This window comes from Salinirubrum litoreum (assembly GCF_020567425.1).
Taxonomy (GTDB): domain Archaea; phylum Halobacteriota; class Halobacteria; order Halobacteriales; family Haloferacaceae; genus Salinirubrum; species Salinirubrum litoreum.
Map to the genome: position 1 here is coordinate 949,333 of NZ_JAJCVJ010000002.1, position 17,715 is coordinate 967,047.

General features: G+C 66.6%; 17 protein-coding genes. 11 read left to right on the forward strand and 6 right to left on the reverse strand.

The window, feature by feature from the left end; translation table 11 throughout:
- The first annotated feature begins 62 nt into the window (after positions 1-62).
- The 9 genes from thpR to LI337_RS13415 all read left to right on the forward strand — a co-directional run bounded on the left by thpR (position 63) and on the right by LI337_RS13415 (position 6,741).
- Positions 63-623 (forward strand): RNA 2',3'-cyclic phosphodiesterase, encoded by a 561-nt coding sequence (gene thpR / locus LI337_RS13375; protein ID WP_227230338.1) that lies wholly within the window; start codon positions 63-65, stop codon positions 621-623.
- 164 nt (positions 624-787) lie between these two features.
- Positions 788-940, forward strand: coding sequence for a 50S ribosomal protein L39e (locus LI337_RS13380; RefSeq protein ID WP_227230339.1), 153 nt, complete (start codon positions 788-790; stop codon positions 938-940).
- A complete protein-coding gene (locus LI337_RS13385; RefSeq protein WP_227230340.1) occupies positions 940-1,218 on the forward strand; it encodes a 50S ribosomal protein L31e in 279 nt (92 codons plus the stop codon). The genes LI337_RS13380 and LI337_RS13385 overlap by 1 nt, the downstream gene beginning before the upstream one ends.
- 1 nt (position 1,219) lies before the next feature.
- Positions 1,220-1,885, forward strand: a complete 666-nt coding sequence (locus LI337_RS13390; protein WP_227230341.1) for a translation initiation factor IF-6 — start codon at positions 1,220-1,222, stop codon at positions 1,883-1,885.
- A gap of 95 nt (positions 1,886-1,980) precedes the next feature.
- On the forward strand, positions 1,981-2,157 hold the full coding sequence (rpl18a, locus tag LI337_RS13395; protein WP_227230342.1) for a 50S ribosomal protein L18Ae: 177 nt from the start codon (positions 1,981-1,983) through the stop codon (positions 2,155-2,157).
- Positions 2,154-2,633: a prefoldin subunit alpha gene (gene pfdA, locus LI337_RS13400; RefSeq protein WP_227230343.1), complete on the forward strand. Its 480-nt coding sequence runs from the start codon at positions 2,154-2,156 to the stop codon at positions 2,631-2,633. Before rpl18a ends, pfdA begins: the two co-directional genes overlap by 4 nt.
- Positions 2,634-2,639: 6 nt before the next feature.
- Complete coding sequence (ftsY, locus tag LI337_RS13405; protein ID WP_227230344.1) at positions 2,640-3,938, forward strand: signal recognition particle-docking protein FtsY; 1,299 nt, start codon at positions 2,640-2,642, stop codon at positions 3,936-3,938.
- 91 nt (positions 3,939-4,029) lie between these two features.
- The gene (locus tag LI337_RS13410; RefSeq protein ID WP_227230345.1) at positions 4,030-5,418 is read left to right on the forward strand and encodes a signal recognition particle protein Srp54; all 1,389 of its coding nucleotides are present in this window, start codon (positions 4,030-4,032) and stop codon (positions 5,416-5,418) included.
- A 951-nt stretch (positions 5,419-6,369) separates the two neighbouring features.
- Positions 6,370-6,741, forward strand: coding sequence for a DUF2237 family protein (locus tag LI337_RS13415; protein ID WP_227230346.1), 372 nt, complete (start codon positions 6,370-6,372; stop codon positions 6,739-6,741).
- Positions 6,742-6,755: 14 nt separating this feature from the next.
- On the opposite strand, the gene LI337_RS13420 is transcribed toward LI337_RS13415, so the two are convergent.
- The 6 genes from LI337_RS13420 to LI337_RS13445 all read right to left on the reverse strand — a co-directional run bounded on the left by LI337_RS13420 (position 6,756) and on the right by LI337_RS13445 (position 16,821).
- On the reverse strand, positions 6,756-7,493 hold the full coding sequence (locus tag LI337_RS13420; protein ID WP_227230347.1) for a hypothetical protein: 738 nt from the start codon (positions 7,491-7,493) through the stop codon (positions 6,756-6,758).
- A gap of 181 nt (positions 7,494-7,674) precedes the next feature.
- Complete coding sequence (locus LI337_RS13425; RefSeq protein WP_227230348.1) at positions 7,675-8,853, reverse strand: Imm49 family immunity protein; 1,179 nt, start codon at positions 8,851-8,853, stop codon at positions 7,675-7,677.
- Positions 8,850-14,072: a VWA domain-containing protein gene (locus LI337_RS13430; RefSeq protein ID WP_227230349.1), complete on the reverse strand. Its 5,223-nt coding sequence runs from the start codon at positions 14,070-14,072 to the stop codon at positions 8,850-8,852. Before LI337_RS13430 ends, LI337_RS13425 begins: the two co-directional genes overlap by 4 nt.
- A 142-nt stretch (positions 14,073-14,214) precedes the next feature.
- Complete coding sequence (locus tag LI337_RS13435) at positions 14,215-15,309, reverse strand: hypothetical protein (RefSeq protein WP_227230350.1); 1,095 nt, start codon at positions 15,307-15,309, stop codon at positions 14,215-14,217.
- Complete coding sequence (locus tag LI337_RS13440; protein WP_227230351.1) at positions 15,302-15,886, reverse strand: DUF6653 family protein; 585 nt, start codon at positions 15,884-15,886, stop codon at positions 15,302-15,304. The genes LI337_RS13435 and LI337_RS13440 overlap by 8 nt, the downstream gene beginning before the upstream one ends.
- Positions 15,887-15,963: 77 nt before the next feature.
- On the reverse strand, positions 15,964-16,821 hold the full coding sequence (locus LI337_RS13445) for a sensor domain-containing protein (RefSeq protein WP_227230352.1): 858 nt from the start codon (positions 16,819-16,821) through the stop codon (positions 15,964-15,966).
- 98 nt (positions 16,822-16,919) lie between these two features.
- Here LI337_RS13445 and LI337_RS13450 point away from each other — a divergent pair, with 98 nt between their 5' ends.
- Both LI337_RS13450 and LI337_RS13455 read left to right on the forward strand, forming a co-directional pair.
- Complete coding sequence (locus tag LI337_RS13450) at positions 16,920-17,282, forward strand: helix-turn-helix domain-containing protein (protein WP_227230353.1); 363 nt, start codon at positions 16,920-16,922, stop codon at positions 17,280-17,282.
- Positions 17,279-17,653: a DUF7521 family protein gene (locus LI337_RS13455; protein ID WP_227230354.1), complete on the forward strand. Its 375-nt coding sequence runs from the start codon at positions 17,279-17,281 to the stop codon at positions 17,651-17,653. The genes LI337_RS13450 and LI337_RS13455 overlap by 4 nt, the downstream gene beginning before the upstream one ends.
- Positions 17,654-17,715 lie beyond the last annotated feature (62 nt).

Sequence of the window (17,715 nt, forward strand, 5' to 3'; positions counted from 1 at the left end):
CGACTCGCCTGCTCACGGCCACTCGCCGGAGCTTTACGGCACCGGCAGACGAACAGCGAGGTATGCGACTGTTCGTCAGTGTCGACCTGCCGGACGCGCTCGCCGACCCACTCGCCGACCTCCAGCAGGAGTTCGGCGACGCGCCGGGACTCCGATTCACCGACCCCGAGCAAGCGCACCTGACGCTGAAGTTCCTCGGCGAGGTCGACGAGAAGCGCGTGCCCGAGATCGAAGACGCCCTCGAGACGGCGGTCGATGCCGCCGGCGTCGACCCCTTCGACGCGACCGTCGGCGGTCTCGGGGTCTTCCCGAGCATGGAGTACATCAGTGTCGTCTGGGTCGGGATCAGAGAGGGAGCGGGCCGCGAGGAACTGACACGTCTCCACGAGGCAGTCGAGCGCGAGACGACCGCGCTGGGCTTCGATCCGGAGGATCACGACTTCACGCCGCACGTCACCCTCGCCCGGATGAACGACGCCCGGAGCAAGGTGCGCGTCCAGCAGGTCGTCCGGGAGCAGGACCCGACGCTCGGGACGATGCGCGTCTCACAGATTCGGCTAAAAGCGAGCGAACTCGACAGAGACGGGCCGACCTACTCGACCGTGAGTCGGATCGGGCTGTGACCTCGCACGCGAGTCGGCGCGAAGCCCGACCGAGGCGGTCACGAGTCGGCTCGGTGCGTGACGCCGGCGTGGCCGACCGCGGGTCGTCCGCGTCGTGGAGTCAGCGCGAGTGTCACGGCCAAAGGAACAAGATTTTATGCTGGCCGACGGAACTCACGAGCACCATGAGCAAGAAGACGAAGGCCAAGAAGAAGCGGCTGGCGAAGCTGGAGCGCCAGAACAGCCGCGTCCCGGCGTGGGTCATGCTGAAGACCGACATGGAAGTGAGCCGAAACCCCAAGCGTCGCCACTGGCGGCGTAGCGACACCGACGAATAATGAGCGCGAGCGACTTCGAGGAGCGTGTCGTCACCGTCCCGCTCCGCGACGCGAAGAACGAACCGTCTCAGGAGCGCGCAGACAAGGCGCTGAAGCTGATCCGCGCGCACCTCGCCAAGCACTTCAAGGTCGACGAGGACGCCGTCAGACTGGAACCGAGCCTCAACGAGGCCGTCTGGGCGCGCGGGCGCTCGAACCCGCCGAGCAAGATCCGCGTCCGCGCCGCACGCTTCGACGAGGACGGCGAGTCGGTCGTCGAAGCAGAGCCGGCCGAGTAACGTGCTCCGCGCCTCTTTCGCCGGATCGTCGTACGTCGGTGTCTTCGCCCGCGCGACCGACGACTGTCTGCTGGTCCGTCCCGACGCGGACGACGACCTCGTCGCCGACATGAGCGAGGAACTCGGCGTCGAGGCGCTCACGACGACGGTCGGTGGCTCGGGCACCGTCGGCGCACTGGCGACCGGCAACGAGAACGGCATTCTCCTCTCGGGTCGTGCGACCGACGCCGAACGCGACGCCATCGCCGATCTGACCGACCTCCCGGTCGCACGACTGCCGGGCAAGATCAACGCCGCCGGCAACGTCGTGCTGGCGAACGACTACGGCGCGTACGTCCACCCGGACCTCTCCCGGGAGGCCGTGCAGGTCGTGAAAGACACCCTCGACGTCCCGGTCGAGCGCGGCGAGTTGGCCGGCGTCCGCACCGTCGGGACGGCGGCGGTCGCCACCAACGAGGGCGTGCTCTGTCACCCCAAGTCGCGCGAACCGGAACTCGAACGGCTCGAGGAACTGCTGGACGTGTGGGCCGACATCGGGACGATCAACTACGGCGCGCCGCTGGTCGGGTCCGGGTTGGTCGCCAACAACGAGGGCTACGTCGTCGGCGAGGACACGACCGGGCCGGAACTCGGTCGGATCGAGGAGACGCTGGGCTACCTCGACTGAGCCGGCGTACAGCTCCTCCTGCGGCCGATCTCGGACTTCTCCCGGCACGTTCCCGAGTAGGAAGATACTTCCCGCTCGCTCGCCGATTCCCGTCCATGAGTCAGTTTACTGTGAGCGGTCGGTTCAAGACCCGACACGGGTGGCAGTCCTTCGAGCGCCAGCTCGACGCCCCGAACGAACAGGTCGCCGAGGAGTGGACGGTCTCCCGGTTCGGTGCCGAACACGGTCTCGACCGGATGCGCGTCGACATCTCGGAGGTGTCCGCCGCATGAGCCTCGGTGGTGGCGGCGGTGGCGGTCAGCAGCAACTCCAGCAGCTCTCCCAGGAACTGCAGGCGATCGACGAGGAGATCGAGGAACTCGAAGGCGAGATCGAGGATCTGGAGCAGGAGCAGGACGAGATCGACGAGGCCATCGAGGCCATCGAGACGCTCGAGTCCGGCTCGACCGTGCAGGTCCCGCTGGGCGGCGGCGCGTACCTCCGCGCCGAGGTGCAGGACATCGACGAAGTGATCGTCGGACTCGGTGGCGGCTACGCCGCAGAGCAGCCGCAGGACGACGCCATCGACGCACTGGAGAACAAACAGGATCTGCTCGACGACCAGATCGAGACGGTCGAAGGGCAGATCGACGAGTTGGAGGAGGAGAGCGACGAGATCGAACAGCAGGCCCAGCAGCTCCAACAGCAGATGCAGCAGCAGCAGATGCAGCAGATGCAGCAGATGCAAGAGCAGGGCGGCGACGAGTAAGGACCGATGTTCGACGGACTCAAGGAGAAACTCGGGAAGTTCCGCAAGGACGCCGAAGACGCCGCCGAGGAGAAACCCGCCGACGCCGACGCGGAGGCGGCGGCCGACTCCGAGGCCGACGTCGAACCGGAGGCGGATGCGACCGGCGGTGCAGACGACACGGCCGAGACGGCGACCGACGCGGACGCCGAGACCGGCGCGGACACCGAGGCAGGCACGGGTGCCGACGCAGAGCCAGCCCCGGACGAGGCCGAGACCGCGACCGCCGAGGCGGAGACGGCCGACACGGCCGCCGACTCCACAGAGTCCGACGAGCGCGACACGAGCGACGCGGGTGAAGAAGAGCGGGCACCGCTGGCGGACGCGCCCGGCTCGCAGGTGTTAGACGAGGCGAGCGAACGGAAGCAGTCCTCCGGCGGGTTCGCCCAGCGGGCGAAGGCGTTCGCCACCGGGCGGATCATCATCGAGGAGGAGGACCTCGAAGAGCCGCTGTGGGAGTTGGAGATGGCCCTGCTGGAGAGCGACGTGGAGATGAACGTCGCCGAGGCGATCCTGGAGACGATCCGGGAGAACCTCATCGGCGAGTCGCGCAAGCAGGTGCAGTCGACCGGCCAACTCGTCGAGGAGGCGCTCCACGAGGCGCTGTACGACGTGATCTCGGTCGGGCAGTTCGACTTCGACGGCCGCGTGGCCGAGGCGGACAAGCCGGTCGTCATCATCTTCACCGGCGTCAACGGCGTCGGGAAGACGACCAGCATCGCGAAGCTCTCCCGGTACTTCGAGCACCAGGGCCTCTCGACGGTGCTGGCGAACGGCGACACCTACCGCGCCGGTGCGAACGAGCAACTCCGGAAGCACGCCGAGAATCTGGACCGGAAAGTCATCGCCCACGAGCAGGGTGGCGACCCCGCCGCGGTCATCTACGACGCGGTGGAGTACGCCGAGGCGAACGACGTGGACGTGGTGCTCGGCGACACTGCCGGTCGCCTGCACACCTCGAACGATCTGATGGAGCAGTTGGCGAAGATCGACCGCGTCGTCGGCCCGGACATGACGCTGTTCGTGGACGAGGCCGTGGCGGGGCAGGACGCGGTCCAGCGCGCCAAGACGTTCAACGACGCCGCCGAGATCGACGGCGCGATCCTGACGAAGGCCGACGCCGACTCGCAGGGCGGGGCGGCCATCTCCATCGCGTACGTGACGGGGAAGCCGATCCTGTTCCTCGGCATCGGGCAGGGGTACGAGGACCTCCAGCGGTTCGATCCCGAGGAACTGGTCGACAGCCTGCTGGGCGTCGACGAGTAAGCCGGCGCTCGCGGCCCAGTCGATTCTGCGGTCTTCGTTCGTCGCGCCGACGAACAAAGCCTTTACCGCGTCGGATACGTAGCAGGAGCAAATGGTACTCGACAATCTCGGCAGTTCTCTCCGTGGGAGCCTCGACAAACTCCGAGGCAAGTCCCGGATCGACGAGGAGGACGTTCAGGAGATCGTCAGGGAGATCCAGCGATCCCTGCTGTCGGCCGACGTGGAAGTCGATCTCGTGATGGAGCTGTCGGACAACATCAAGAATCGGGCACTGGAGGAGGAACCGCCGGGCGGCACCAGCGCGCGGGATCACGTCCTGAAGATCGTCTACGAGGAGATGGTCGACCTCGTCGGGGAGTCGACCGACATCCCGCTGGAACCGCAGACCATCATGCTCGCCGGGTTGCAGGGCTCCGGGAAGACCACGACTGCGGCGAAGATGGCGTGGTGGTTCTCGAAGAAGGGCCTGCGTCCGGCGGTCATCCAGACCGACACCTTCCGGCCCGGTGCCTACGATCAGGCGAAGCAGATGTGCGAGAAGGCCGAGGTGGAGTTCTACGGCGACCCCGACGAGTCCGACCCCGTGAAGATCGCTCGTGAGGGGATGGAAGCGACCTCCGACGCCGAGGTTCACATCGTCGACACCGCCGGTCGCCACGCGCTGGAGGCGGACCTGATCGACGAGATCGAGGAGATCGAAGGTGCGGTGACGCCGGACCTCTCGCTGCTGGTGCTGGACGCCGCCATCGGGAAGGGCGCGAAGGCGCAGGCCCGCGAGTTCGAGGACTCCATCGGCATCGGCGGGGTCGTCATCACGAAACTCGACGGGACCGCGAAGGGTGGCGGTGCGCTGACGGCCGTGAAGGAGACGGGGTCGTCCATCTCATTCCTCGGCACGGGCGAGACGGTGCAGGACATCGAGCGGTTCGAGCCGAACGGCTTCATCTCCCGACTGCTCGGCATGGGCGACCTCCAGCAACTCGCAGAGCGCGTCGAGCGCGCGATGGAGGAGACGCAGGCCGAGGACGACGACTGGGACCCCGAGGACATCATGAAGGGGTCGTTCACGCTGAAGGACATGCAGAAACAGATGGAGGCGATGAACAAGATGGGGCCGCTGGATCAGGTCATGGACATGATCCCCGGCATGGGCGGCGGGATGATGGACCAGTTGCCCGACGACGCGATGGACGTGACGCAGGACCGGATGCGTTCCTTCGACGTGATCATGGACTCGATGACCGACGAGGAGTTGGAGAACCCCCGGATCGTCGGGGCCGAGCGCGTGCGCCGGATCGCCCGCGGAAGCGGACAAGAGGAGGACGTGGTGCGTGAACTGCTCCAGCAGCACAAGATGATGGAGCGAACCCTGAAGCAGTTCCAGGGGATGGGCGACGGCGACATGCAGCGGATGATGAAGAAGCTCCAGAACCAGGGCGGCGGTGGCGGTATGGGCGGCATGGGTCCCTTCGGCGACTGAACTGTCCGAGCGGTTCGGTTTCGGCGGTTGCGCTTCTGTAGACCGGGACTGGGGTTGTGATGGTACTGTAGATCGTGTCGACGACAGCTACTGCACCGCGAACCGTGACCGCGACAGCACCAGCACCGCTACTCGTGCGAGCGCGAGGAACCGCATCCGCGACCGCGACAGCAACCGCACCTCGGTCCTCCCCAGCCTCGGCGGGCGCACGAGAGCGCCCGCCTCCCTCGCGCGCGTTCCTCGCGCACGCCGGATTCTCGGTGAAAGCGCACGCAACATTCGTCACCCAACCACGCGACGACAGCCCGGAATCCGACCGGATGCGATCTGCTGGCGACCGGAACCGAGCAGTGTCCGAACACCGTGAGGACCTGCTCGCAGTTCGGTCGCCAGCAGTCGGGGAGGGCTGGGGAGTACGAGCGAACCGGATTCCAAACTCACAGACAACTCGATGGGTGACCACCAATGACGACACGATGGTTCGCAGAATCGGGTGGGACTGAAAGGGGCCGCGGTCCCGCGAGCCTGCGAGGGGGACGTTGGAGAGCGAAGCTCTCCAGAACTCTCGACCCTCCCCCGACGCCGGTAGCCGGGCGGGACCGGGGGTCCCGCTGGAAACCGGCGCGCCGCGCCGGTGGCAGAGCGAGACCTCCGGTCTCGCCAGCAGTCGGGCGACTCCCGTGTCGCCCGACGACACGGGACTGAACGAGAGCGTGAGCGAAGCGAGCGCTCTCGTGAGGGAAGCGCGTGGTTCGAGAGACGCCAAGGGCGTCTCTCGTCATCACGAGAGAGCTTCGCTCTCTCGAACGACACCAAGTCGCGGGTGGTCGAGAGCGCGGGGGCTTTCACCTGTTGTTGTTCACGACCGATTCATCCGACTCGTCCACGTTCGACTCGACCACGCTCACGTTCGAGAGGCAGGCATATCCGGACAGGCCCGAACACCCAGCCATGTCACGCGACGAGACGAACGTCTACGGCGACCCCCTCGCACTCTGCGGCGACGACCCGACGACCGGCTACCTCCGGGACGGACACTGCCGGCATCTGCGCCGGGACCCCGGCAGACACGAGGTCTGTGCGGTCCTGACCGACGAGTTCTTGCAGTACAGCAAAGCGCAGGGCAACGACCTCGTGACACCCCGCCCCGAGTTCGACTTCCCCGGATTGGAGTCGGGCGACCGCTGGTGTCTCTGCGTCCCGCGCTGGGTGGAGGCCCACGAAGCCGACTCTGCGCCGCCGGTGGTGCTAGCGGCGACCAGCGAGGCAGTGCTGGACGACGTGTCGCTGGCGACGCTGGAAGCGTACGCGTACGAGGAGTGAGAGGTGGTCGAGCGCTACGTCGTGCCCGAACGAGTCCCGTTCGTTCCGTCTTCGAGGTGTCGCTCTATCGCACGCAGTGTCTCCACGTCCCTGTCCAGTGGGTCTTCGGTGGCGACGAGAGCAATCGACCCGCCTTCGAGTTCACGCACCTCGGCCGCCGGAGCCGAGACGAACCGGTCACGGCCGACCTGATCGACGAAGGTCTCGGGGAAGACAGTGAGCCAATCGAGGTTTGGAATCCGGCCCTCGGTGATCGTCTCCCGCGTCGGATGCTCGTCGAGTACTCGTGGCGATGTGGCCGGGAACGCGTACGAGTACACTGGCTCAGCCGCCACAGACACGGTGGTCGCCAGATCGACCAGTCGCTGTCGACTGGCGACGATAGCCTCGGATGGGTGGATATCATCTCTGAAGAGAGAGGCCGAAATTCGGAGGTGATATGCGGGTGTCAGCGGGACCGTCGGATCGGGAGCGTAGAGCCGACTGACGACCCCGATGTCACCGTATTCGAGCGTACTCGACGAATCGACGCCACCGAGCTGTGCGTCTCCTGAATCGAGTAGTTCCTCTGCTAATGCGGCCACTGTAGTGGCCTGCTGGTGTCCGTGCTTGCCGTGTGGATAATACACGTCGCCGGCGTCGGTTTCCGGGAATCCGAGGCACTCCGCGAGTCGGTGGATTAGACTGCGGGCGTGAGACTCGTACTCGTCTGACGGGAACAACCCCCAGATGTGGATCGACTCGTAGCTCATAGCTCTTCTATCTCGATCAGTTCGGCTTGCGAGTGCTACCGCAAGGCCGTCTCCGGTGGTTGGATCCTCCCGGTGGGCTATCTGTCTCCGAGACGGTGTACAGTGGCGGGTTGATCGACACCGAACGAGTCAGGGAGGCTGTGAGTGTCGACGACAGATAGCCGACCTCGTCCCTCCTTGGCTACCGCCGCCCTGCTCCTTTGAGTAGCTGAATCGTGTCCACCGGGAGTGCCGATAGCGTGTCGTCGAACGTTCCACCGTCGGTTCGGTCTTGCACGACGACGAGTTTTCTGAGTAGCGAGCCGTCTCGATACGCCGTGGCGGCGTCTTCGACGACGCTGTCGTCGTAGTGGTCACGCCATCGAGCTTCGTCCAATGCGGCTTCTATCCAATCGTCCGACAAGATTCGTCCTGCCTCGCGCTCGGGCACGTCGTCGGCCGTGATATCTCCGCGACCGGACTGGTACATCCGAGCGACGATGACCGGTATTCCGTCCTCGTCGCGTTCGAGGTCGAAGAAGCCGACTCGGCTGGTAGCCGTCACGTCACTCACGTCTACGTCGAGTCGGCGGTCGTCGTCGGGAACCGCTTCTTGTACGAGGTATTTCGGGACTCGCGCGGAGTCGACCGCCACGTGTACGTCGTGTCGTCGAGCGAGAAGTACGAGCGCACAGAGCGACCGAAGTACGTACTTCCGGGGCTCGTCCGGGTCTGTGTCGCGCTCGACGTAGAATTCGAGCAGTTCTCCGATGGCCGACTCTGCGGCCTCTTCGTCGCCACCGTCGAGCGCCCGGTAGAACTCCGGGATCACCTGCCAGTACCGACTCGGATCGCTCAGTGTCTCGACGGTCTCCACAAGCTTCGAGAGCCACTCGGATGCACGTTCGTCGTCCAGCACGAGAGCGGCCTTGACTCGGGTCTGATAGTAACTGGCGACGGAGTCCGGATACTCGTCGGCGAACTCGTCGAGGTACGCTTCGTCCAACGCCACGGCGTCACGTGCGATCCCGGTCGATAGCTTCTCGTCTCGACTCAACAGCGCCGTCGTCAGCGCCTCGGAGAGTTTTCGTGGCTCGGCTTCCCAGACCATTCGCTCCCGGCTGTCGCGTCTGAGTCGCCCCGACACCACTCTCTCGTAGTGGAGGGACGCGGCGGTTCCGAACCATCGACGAGACTGACTCACCGCTCCGAGAAGCGCCGCAGTACAGGCCAACTGCTCGTAGGCCTTGGCGGCGCTGTACGCGAATCCGGGGACGCCGTCGACCGGCACCTTGTCCTCGTTCCAGAGTCGGCCCATCCGGCGGACCTCCGCTTCACTCCGTTCGAGGTGGTCTCTGAGCGTCTCGTCTGTGAAGGTCATTTGGTTACTTCACCCGTTCGGATGATACTCACTCTATCGATACCGTAGTCGTTGAGTCCACGAGTCAGCGTCTTGGTGGTGCGTCCGTCCTGCACGACGATGACCTCTTTCCGGTAGCTATCGGTCTGAATGGCTGTTCTGACCTCGTCGTAGCCATCGAACTCGCCGTCCGCGATTTCGTCGTTGAACGCGTCGTCGATCCAGTCGTTGGTCATCTGGCGAGCGTCTTCTCCACTGTCGAGTTCACGAGTCGACCCGAGAAGTCCCTTCCCCGGAGTGTCGGACTTTCTCGTGAACTTCACCTCTGTCACGACGATGTTACCGTCGTTGTCCCTGGCAATGAGGTCGATGCCGGGATCGGTACCGCCTTTCTCGTCGGCGTAGAGTACATCCCAGCCGCGACGTTCGACGAGTTTGGGAGCGATGTCTGCCTCGACAACGTCCGAGCCGATCTGTTGACTGGAGAGGTCACGAAGCTCCTCGACGGAGTCTACCGCATCACTGTTGTCGAGATAGAATCGTTCGGTGTCGTCCGGGTAGCCGAGTTCCGTCTCGATACCGTACTTTTCACCGTCGATTTTTACCTCGCCGTCGACACGCCTGACCGCCGAGACGGTGTCGAGATCATCGATAGCTTTGAGTCCCGTTTCGGGGACGTTACTCTGGACCAGCCGGCCGAATTCGTCGGTGTCGAGGCGCTCCGCGAGGCTGGATCGAACGTCCGAATCGACGCGCCACATGGGCGCGTCGAGATCGGTCTGGACGCTACACTGCTGGATAGTCGATGTCGAGAGCGAGAACTGCCGATCCGGTGTGACTCCCGCTCCGGCACCGACGCCAGTCACCGTGAGACCACAACTGTAGTCCAGTGCGTCTCGAAGCCCATCGTCGTCGAGTCTCGCCGCGCTCACGGCCGCGTCCGGGTCACCGTCGAGAACTTGACTGAGTTGCGCACGCCTGTCGGCGTCCAGTTCGGCGTACCGGAGTGCGAGTACAGAGCGAGTCCGAACGTCGATATCGAAGTTCGTCAGATCATCGAGCGTCGCCTGATCTAATCGCCGAACCGCACTCGCGGTGTCGGAGCCGCCCTGTGCGACCGCTCTCGCGAGGCGTCGTTGCTCGAGGTCAGACAGCTCACCGATGTCTGCGTCGGCACCCCGGGTCGTCCGCCACAGCCGGTAGACTTGGCCGACATTGCTCGCTTCGCCGAGGTAACTCCCCGGCACGTCGTCCGCACTCCGCACGATAGTCGTCGCAACGCGCGTCTTCGCGGCGTCACCCAGATCGTCGATCTTCGTCAGCACCGAGCCGACTCGCGTACTCCGGATCGAGTCGCTGATGCGCTGGACCGTCCGGGTGCTCTTGATCGCCTTCGCGGCCGAGGCACCGACGAGCGCCTTCGCCACGAAGCCCATCGCGTAGCCGGCGTACCAACTCGCCCGGAAGTCGTCGTACAGCGCCGCCCCCCGATCGTAGGGGTTGTTCCGCTCCATCTTCGACTGGAACGAGTCGATGGCGGCGTTGACGATGCGTTCGACCAACTGCGGGCTGAGGTCGTTCACCAGCGCCAGCAGTTGCTGGATCGTGTCCACGAAGAACAACGGATCGTCCAGCACCTGCTGGATCAGGTCGATCACGTTCGTCGCCACCGCGCCGAGACTCGCAGAGAAGCCGGACAACGAGCCGAGGTTCGCGGCGATGGCCGACGTGAAGATGGTGTCAGAGCCGAGTCGCCCGGCGAGGTTGCCGAAGAAGTTGGCCCGTTCGAGGCCGACCGTCTCCTTCAGGTTGCCGTGGACGTCTTCGGCCGTGACCGTCACCGAGGTCCCGGTGAAACTGTCGAGGATGGTCTCGCCGGCCCCGGTCGAGAAGCGCCAACTGACGCTGACGGCGTCGGCACCGTCTGCGGTGGTGCTAAACCGCTCCGTGCCGGCCTTCACCAGCGCGGTGCTGGCGACGCCCGAAGCGTCACTCACCGACCACAGCAGGTAGTAGGTCGTGTCGAAGCTGAACGCGGGCTTGTAGAAGTTCGCCCGGATCACCTCGACGTCCGGTCCCTGATAGTCGTGGAGCGTCGGGTCGGTCCCGATGTCGATCTCACGAGCGTCGCTGATCCCGTCGCCGTCGGTGTCGGCGCTCGTCGGGTCGGTCGCGTTCCGTCGCTCCGCGCCGTCGTCCAGTCCGTCCTCGTCGGTGTCGGCTGAGAGCGGATCGGTCGAGACGTTGTACTCGGTCAGCGCGTCACCGATCTCGTCCGGTGACTCGGCGTTCAGTGCCTGTCGCGCGGCGTCGGGACTCGTGGCGACAGTGACCTGTGAGGACTCGGTGAGTTCCTCGGCGTCCGAGAGACCGTCGTCGTCCGAGTCGACCTCGGTCGGATCGGAGTTCAGGGCGTAGTACTCGCCGTAGCGCGTCTCCAGCGGGTCGCCGACCTCCTGTCCGTCGGGGATGCCGTCACCGTCGGTGTCCGCGTCGTAGGGGTCGGTTTTCAGCGTCTCGCCGATCCCGGTGCGGATGCCGGCGCGTTCGAGGTTGTCCGAGAGTCCGTCACCGTCGGAGTCCTGAATGCCGGTCGTGTTGTTGGCGACACGTGAGAACACCTGCGGGAGGTCGCTCGCGTCGTCCACGCGGTTGTACTCGCCGCCGGTGATCTGTGCGATGTCCCGGAGGAGCACGTCGTCCGGCGCGCCGAAGCCGATCGTGTAGATCGTGATGTTACGGTCTGCGGCGCGTTCTGCGGCCCGTCTCGCGGGCGCTCTCGCGGCCCGGCCGTCGGTCAGGAGCACCTCGATCTTCGCCCGCGAGTCGTTGCTGTTGCGGTCGAACTCGCGGTTGGCGGCGTCGATGCCGTCGCCGATGTCGGTGCCGCCGGAGGCGTCGAGGCGGTCCACACTGCGGTTGACCGCGTCGAAGTCCGTCGTCAGCGACTGGCTGACGAAGGCGTTCGAGTCGAAGTCGACCACGCCGGCGCGGTCACCCTCGATCAGTGCGCCGACGAACCGCTTCGAGGCGGTCTTCCGGAAGCCGTTCGGGTCGTTGCCGCCCATCGACCCCGAGGAGTCGATGGTGAAGACGACGTCCACGAACTGCTGGGTCGCGTTGCCGCTCCCACGGTTGCTCGGCAGGTCGGCGCTGAACAGCGATCCCCAGTTCGCCACGTCGAACACGACGAACGTCGAGAAGTGCGGGGTCGTCCCCGTCACCGTGTTCGACTCGGGATCGACCGTCGACTCGACCGGCACGAACGTCTGTGCCGACCGGTTGTAGGTGAACATCCGGAGGTTCGACTCGTTGTCGACCCGCCCGGCGTCGTACTCGATGGTGACGTTCGCCGACTCGAACTCGCGGCTCGAGTCCAGTGAGACCAGCGGCGAGACGCTCGCGTTCTGCACGCTTCCCGCGTCGAAGCGCGTCCGGTCGTCACGCTCGATGGTGACGCCGGCCGCGACCGCGCCCTGTCCGTCGAGCGAGACGGTGGTGCCGAGCGACTCGTTTGCGGTCGTGGAGGTGAACGTCTCCTCGCCGTCCGGCACCCCGTCGCCGTCGCTGTCGGGGTCGAGTGGGTCACTGCCGAGGCGCACCTCCTCGCCGTCGAGGAGTCCGTCGCCGTCGGTGTCCGGGTTCGTGACGTTCGTCCCGTACTCGTCGACCTCCTCGCCGTCCGACAGCATGTCGAGGTCGGTGTCCGGCACGGTCGGTTCGGTGCCCAACTCGGCCTCGCGGCTGTTCGACAGTCCGTCGCCGTCGGGGTCTTCGGCCCCGTCGAGGGTGCCGTCGTCGTCGGTGTCGGCGTCGGTCGCGTTCACCGCGGAGAAGGCGGTCTCGAAGGCGTCGGAGAGCCCGTCGCCGTCGGTGTCGGCCGTGAAGGAGTCGGTGCCGTAGACGTACTCGCCGTAGGTCGGGAGCGTGTCGTTGTCGAAGTCCTCGCGGCCGTCACGGACGCCGTCGTCGGCTTCGTCCGTGGCGGTGCGGTTCGAGTCGCTGTCCGGGTCGAGCGGGTCGGTCTCGGTGACCGACTGCTCGTAGACGCCCGGCAGACCGTCGCCGTCGAGTCGGAGCAGGTCGAAGCCGACCTCCGGGTCGCCGCCGGTGTCTACCGACTCGCCGTCGTCCTCCTCGTCACCGTCGTCTTCTTCGTCGTCCTCACCGTCGTCTTCCTCGTCCTGCTCGTCGTCTTCGTCGTTTTCGTCGTCGTCACCCTCACCCGGTGGGCCGTTCCCGTTTCCGGGACCCTCACCCGGTGGGCCGTTCCCGTTTCCGGGACCCTCACCCGGTGGGCCGTTCCCGTTTCCGGGACCGGCACTGCTCGACAGGTCGCCGGACTCGTCCGACTCGGTGGATTCGTCGTCACCGACGAACGTGCTGTACTGCGTGCCGGGATCGACCACGGTGACATTGATCCGGTTCAGATCGGCGGTGACGTTCACCGCCGTCCGGAACGTCGTCTCGCTCGCGGTCGTGTTGCCCGTCAGGGGGACCGTCGCCCGCGTCTCGCCGTTGACCGAGACGGTGGCGTTGTCCAGTTCGTAGGGCCGAACGTCGAACACCGTGCCACGAACGACGTAGCTGATCGTTCCCTCGTGTCGCGGATCGGGGCGACTCGTGATCGTCACCTGCGGGTCGGTGGCGGCGTCGACCACGTCGAGTGCGGTCTGTGCCTCGCGCCACGCGGTCGCGTACTGCGCGATGGCGGCCGGACTCGACTGCTCGCGCAGTTTGTCACCCTGCTCGAGTCGCCGGTCGGCGCGAGTGAGTGCGGCTTCGACCGCCTCGCGGTCGTACTCGATCCCGCGTTCGTCGGCGAGTCGGGCGGCACGCTCGGCGTCCGCGATTGCCGTCGCCGCCAGCGCCCGGTCCGACACCGCGAGCTGTGCGCCGACCTCGCCCGCCTCGGACGTGCTCCCGGCCGCGACCCGCTTGTCGGCGTCGAACGACGGCTCGCGCGTCCGGTTGTCGTCGAGATAGCCGGCGAACGTCGATTGCAGCGTCGATTCCAGTTCGGCCTTCCGCGTCTCGTTCGGGAAGGTCGTCTCGTTCAGCGCACGGGCGGCCGCCAGTCGTGCGTCGGTGGAGGACACGTCCGCAGAGACCGACGGAACGCCCGGCGCGTTCCCGGCCTCGTCGTCGTGATTCCCCAGCGCGACGACGGGTGCGACGGTCCCGGAGACCATCAGCACCGCCAGCGCGAGTGCGATCAGTTTCGTGCCACGGTTCGGCATCGTGTAGACGAGTCGTCAAATGTATCTTAAATCTATGGGTGTGAGATAGTTCGTTGAACAGTGTGATCGAACAGACTACGACGAACTCGGGTGAAACGATCCTCGGAGGGGACTCGAATCGCCGGCAGACGCCGGGGTCGACTCACAGTCGCGACAGCACCGCCGCACGCAGTCGGTCGCCAGCGACCGCGCCCTCGAAGTGACCGACGGGCCACACGTCCGGCGTCGTGTCACCGTACGAGGGCACTTGCGTCTCGAAGCGGTTGAGACAGTCGTACAGGCCCACGACGGGGTGGACGGTCGGGTGATCCCGGTCGGCCCACTCGTCGGCGAAGTTCAGACGCTCGCGGAGTCGGTCGGCACGGCGGCGCGCCGACCGGGCCGCCGGCCACGAGGAGAGGAAGATCTCGGCGTGTGCACACCCGGCGACGACCGGGACGTAGGCGTCCGCCGAGTCGAACGCGAGGTGGTGGCGGTTCGCCACGAAGCCGCCGAGACTGTAGCCCGCGACGACGCTCCGGCAGGGGCGACACCACGCGAGCAGACGCTCGGTCAGGTCGACCGCGACGGCCATCGTCGCCAGATAGCCCGACAGCGTCGCCCCGACCTCGGTGATCCCGCCGCGTCGGTCGTGCCCCGGCGCGCGGACGACGAGCAGGGTCGCGTCGTCGGGTACGTCGGGATGGAGCGCGTCGTCAGCCGACTGCGCGGTCCCGGCCCCGTCCGGTTCGTCGCCGAAGGCCACGTCGAAGGTGCGGTCGAAGGGGTACTCGCCGCCGCCGTGGTGCCAGACGACGGTGGGTGCACCCACGCCACCCCAGCGAGCGACCCGGACGCCGGCCGTCAGCGACCCGGCCAGCGTCTCGGCCGGCACGTCGTAACTCCCCTCGTACCCGCCGTCGCCGTCGAGTGACGGAGCGTCGCGCTCGTCCACGCCGTCGAGTGGGGACAGGTCGAGTTCGACCGCCTCGCGGTGAGCCTCGAAGGGTGGTGACTCGACGCCGTCCCGGAAGTACGGCCGGTGCGCGGTGAGTGTCCGAAACAGTGCGAGGAGGAGACGGTCGCGGAGGACCGACCGATTCAGCACCGACCGGGCGGGCGAGTCGTCGAGGCGGAGACTCGGGTGGAAACCGGACGGACCGGACACACTGGACGCACCGGACCCGTCGAGTACGTCGACTCCGTCGAACGAGTCGGATCGCTCGGAGTCGTCGACCCCGTCGGTCGTCTCACGCATCCCGCCGGTCGAACGCGGGCACGTCCTCGGGGAACCGTTCCCGGTTCTGCTCGTAGTACCGCGCGACGTAGCCGACGAACAGGAACTTCGTCGCCATCGACAGTGCGGTGGCGACGACGGTGGCGACCGGTCGTCTGCGGTAGGCCGCGTAGACCGCGTAGGCCGTGATCGGGCCGTTGACGTAGTTCAGCAGGTCGACAGCCCCGCGACCCTCGCGGTGCCGGTAGTACATGCGCTCGCCGAGGACGACGCGGGTCATCCACGCGTCGGCGTCGTCGGGCGGGGAGAACAACACGGGATTGAACACCGCGAACCCCAGCGCGAACGCGACGAGACGCGGTCGCCGGGTGTAGATGCCGGTCATCAGAATCGGAAGGGTGAGGACGCGCGACCAACCGCTGAGTGGGTTCGCGTGGCGTGCCCACAGCGCGTCGGTGAGTCGGCTCCCGTTCGTCTCGGCGGCGTGGGTTCCGGCACTCTCGGCGGCGGTCGCTGGGTCGGTGTCGCTGTCGGTCCCGTCTCTGTCTCCGCCGGGGTCGTCCGTCGACTCGTCGGCGTCGTCTGGCTGGGGGTTCACGAATAGAAAAACGAAACGTTCCTGTATATTTCTACCGGTCACCGGTGGGACCGTCGCTCGGCCGGGAGCGCGCCGACTCACTCGCGGTCGGGGATGGCGAACACGCTGGCGTGGCGGGCGACGAGTCCGGTCGCGCGACCGAGCGTCCACGCGAGGAGGTTACACAGGTTGCACACGACCAAGAGGAGCACGAGACCGGCCCCGGCGACCAGCAGCGCCTCCGGGAGCGTGTCGACGACCCACTCGCCGGACTGGACGACGATGCCGGCGTCGACGGTGTAGAAGCCGTCGACGTAGCTGAGTTCCAGCCCCTCCGGGAGCACGAACCGGACCTCGGCGGCGGGGTCGTCGTAGATGAAGGGCGCGACCAGGAACACCGTGGGGACCACGGTCCCGACTGTCAGGACGACGAACGCGGCGATGCCGACGGGGAACTTGGCGAGGACCGCGAGAACCGACAGGTACGTCCCCGCCGAGAGGAAGTACGACCGGGCGAAGCCGACCGGATCGGCCAGCGGCGAGCCCTGGACGGGGGACTCGGGGAGCGAGCGGCCGAGGACGAGGCCGGTGACGAGACGGTCGACGGTGAACAGGCCGACGCCCCCGAGCGACGCGCCGACGACGCCGACCGCGAACAGCGCGAGGGCGACGAGCAGGAGGACCGGGAGCGCGATCAGGAGCGCGACGATGCCCGCGCCGGCACCGAGGGTCTCGCCGACGACGGTCGGGACCGCCTCGGTGAAGATGGTCACCGCACCGAACGCGGTCGCCCCGAGGGTGACGAGCGTCACGAAGTACGCGATGCCGAGCGGGAACTGGAGGAACAGGTACAGCAGGTTCCGGTACGTCTGCACTCGGAACGGTGCCGTGAGGAAGTCGAGCACCGGGCGAGCGGGCTGTCCGCCGTCGGTCCGGTCGTGTTGGAGGTTGTCCATACCCGTCGTATCAGGGCGAGGGGTCTTAACGCGGCGGCCAACTTTCCGAGTCAGAAACTACGGGGGGCCTTTTAGGTCTCGCCCTGCGCAGTCGGAGTGTGAGCGAGGTGTGCGACGAGACCGAGGTGCTCGAACTCCTCGAGGACCAGTACGCCCGCGCGATCATCCTCGCCACCAGCAGGTCACCGATGTCAGCCTCCGAACTCACCGACGCAATCGACGCCTCGCCCCCGACCGTCTACCGCCGGGTGGACGATCTGCAACGGTGTGGCCTGCTCGCCGAACGCACCGAGTTCGTCGAGGGCGGCCGCAACTACAGCGTCTACGCGGCCCGCGTCGAACGCGTGTCGGTCGACTTCACCGACGGCGAACTGACTGTCACGCTGACCGAACGCGACGACGTCCCGACCGACGAGACGGTCGCCGAACGCTTCACCCGACTGTACGAGGGCCTCCGATGACACACGACACGCTCCCCGCCACCCTGACGCTCCCCGCCGACGCACTCGTCCCCCAGACGCTTCCGGTCCTCCAGGTCGTGCAGTCGTCGGGCGCGCTCCGCATCCTCGCGGTGCTCTCGACGTTCCTGCTGTCGGCACTGCTGGGCCTCGTGATCGCCCGGAAGGCGTACCAGGGCTACGCGACCACGCGCTCGAAGCCGATGCTGTACCTCGCGGTCGGCATCGTCCTCCTGACCGCCGTGCCCGCGCTCCTCTCGACGGTCCTGACGAACCTCACCGCCCTGCCGGGGTACCAGGTCGTGCTGGTGACGAACGGTGCCGAGATTCTCGGCCTGCTGTCGGTCGCCTACTCGCTGTACGGCGACTTCTGAGGAGAGGATCTGCGAGGAGGCGATCTGCGAGGAAGCAACTGCTGAAGCGACGACCTCGGAGG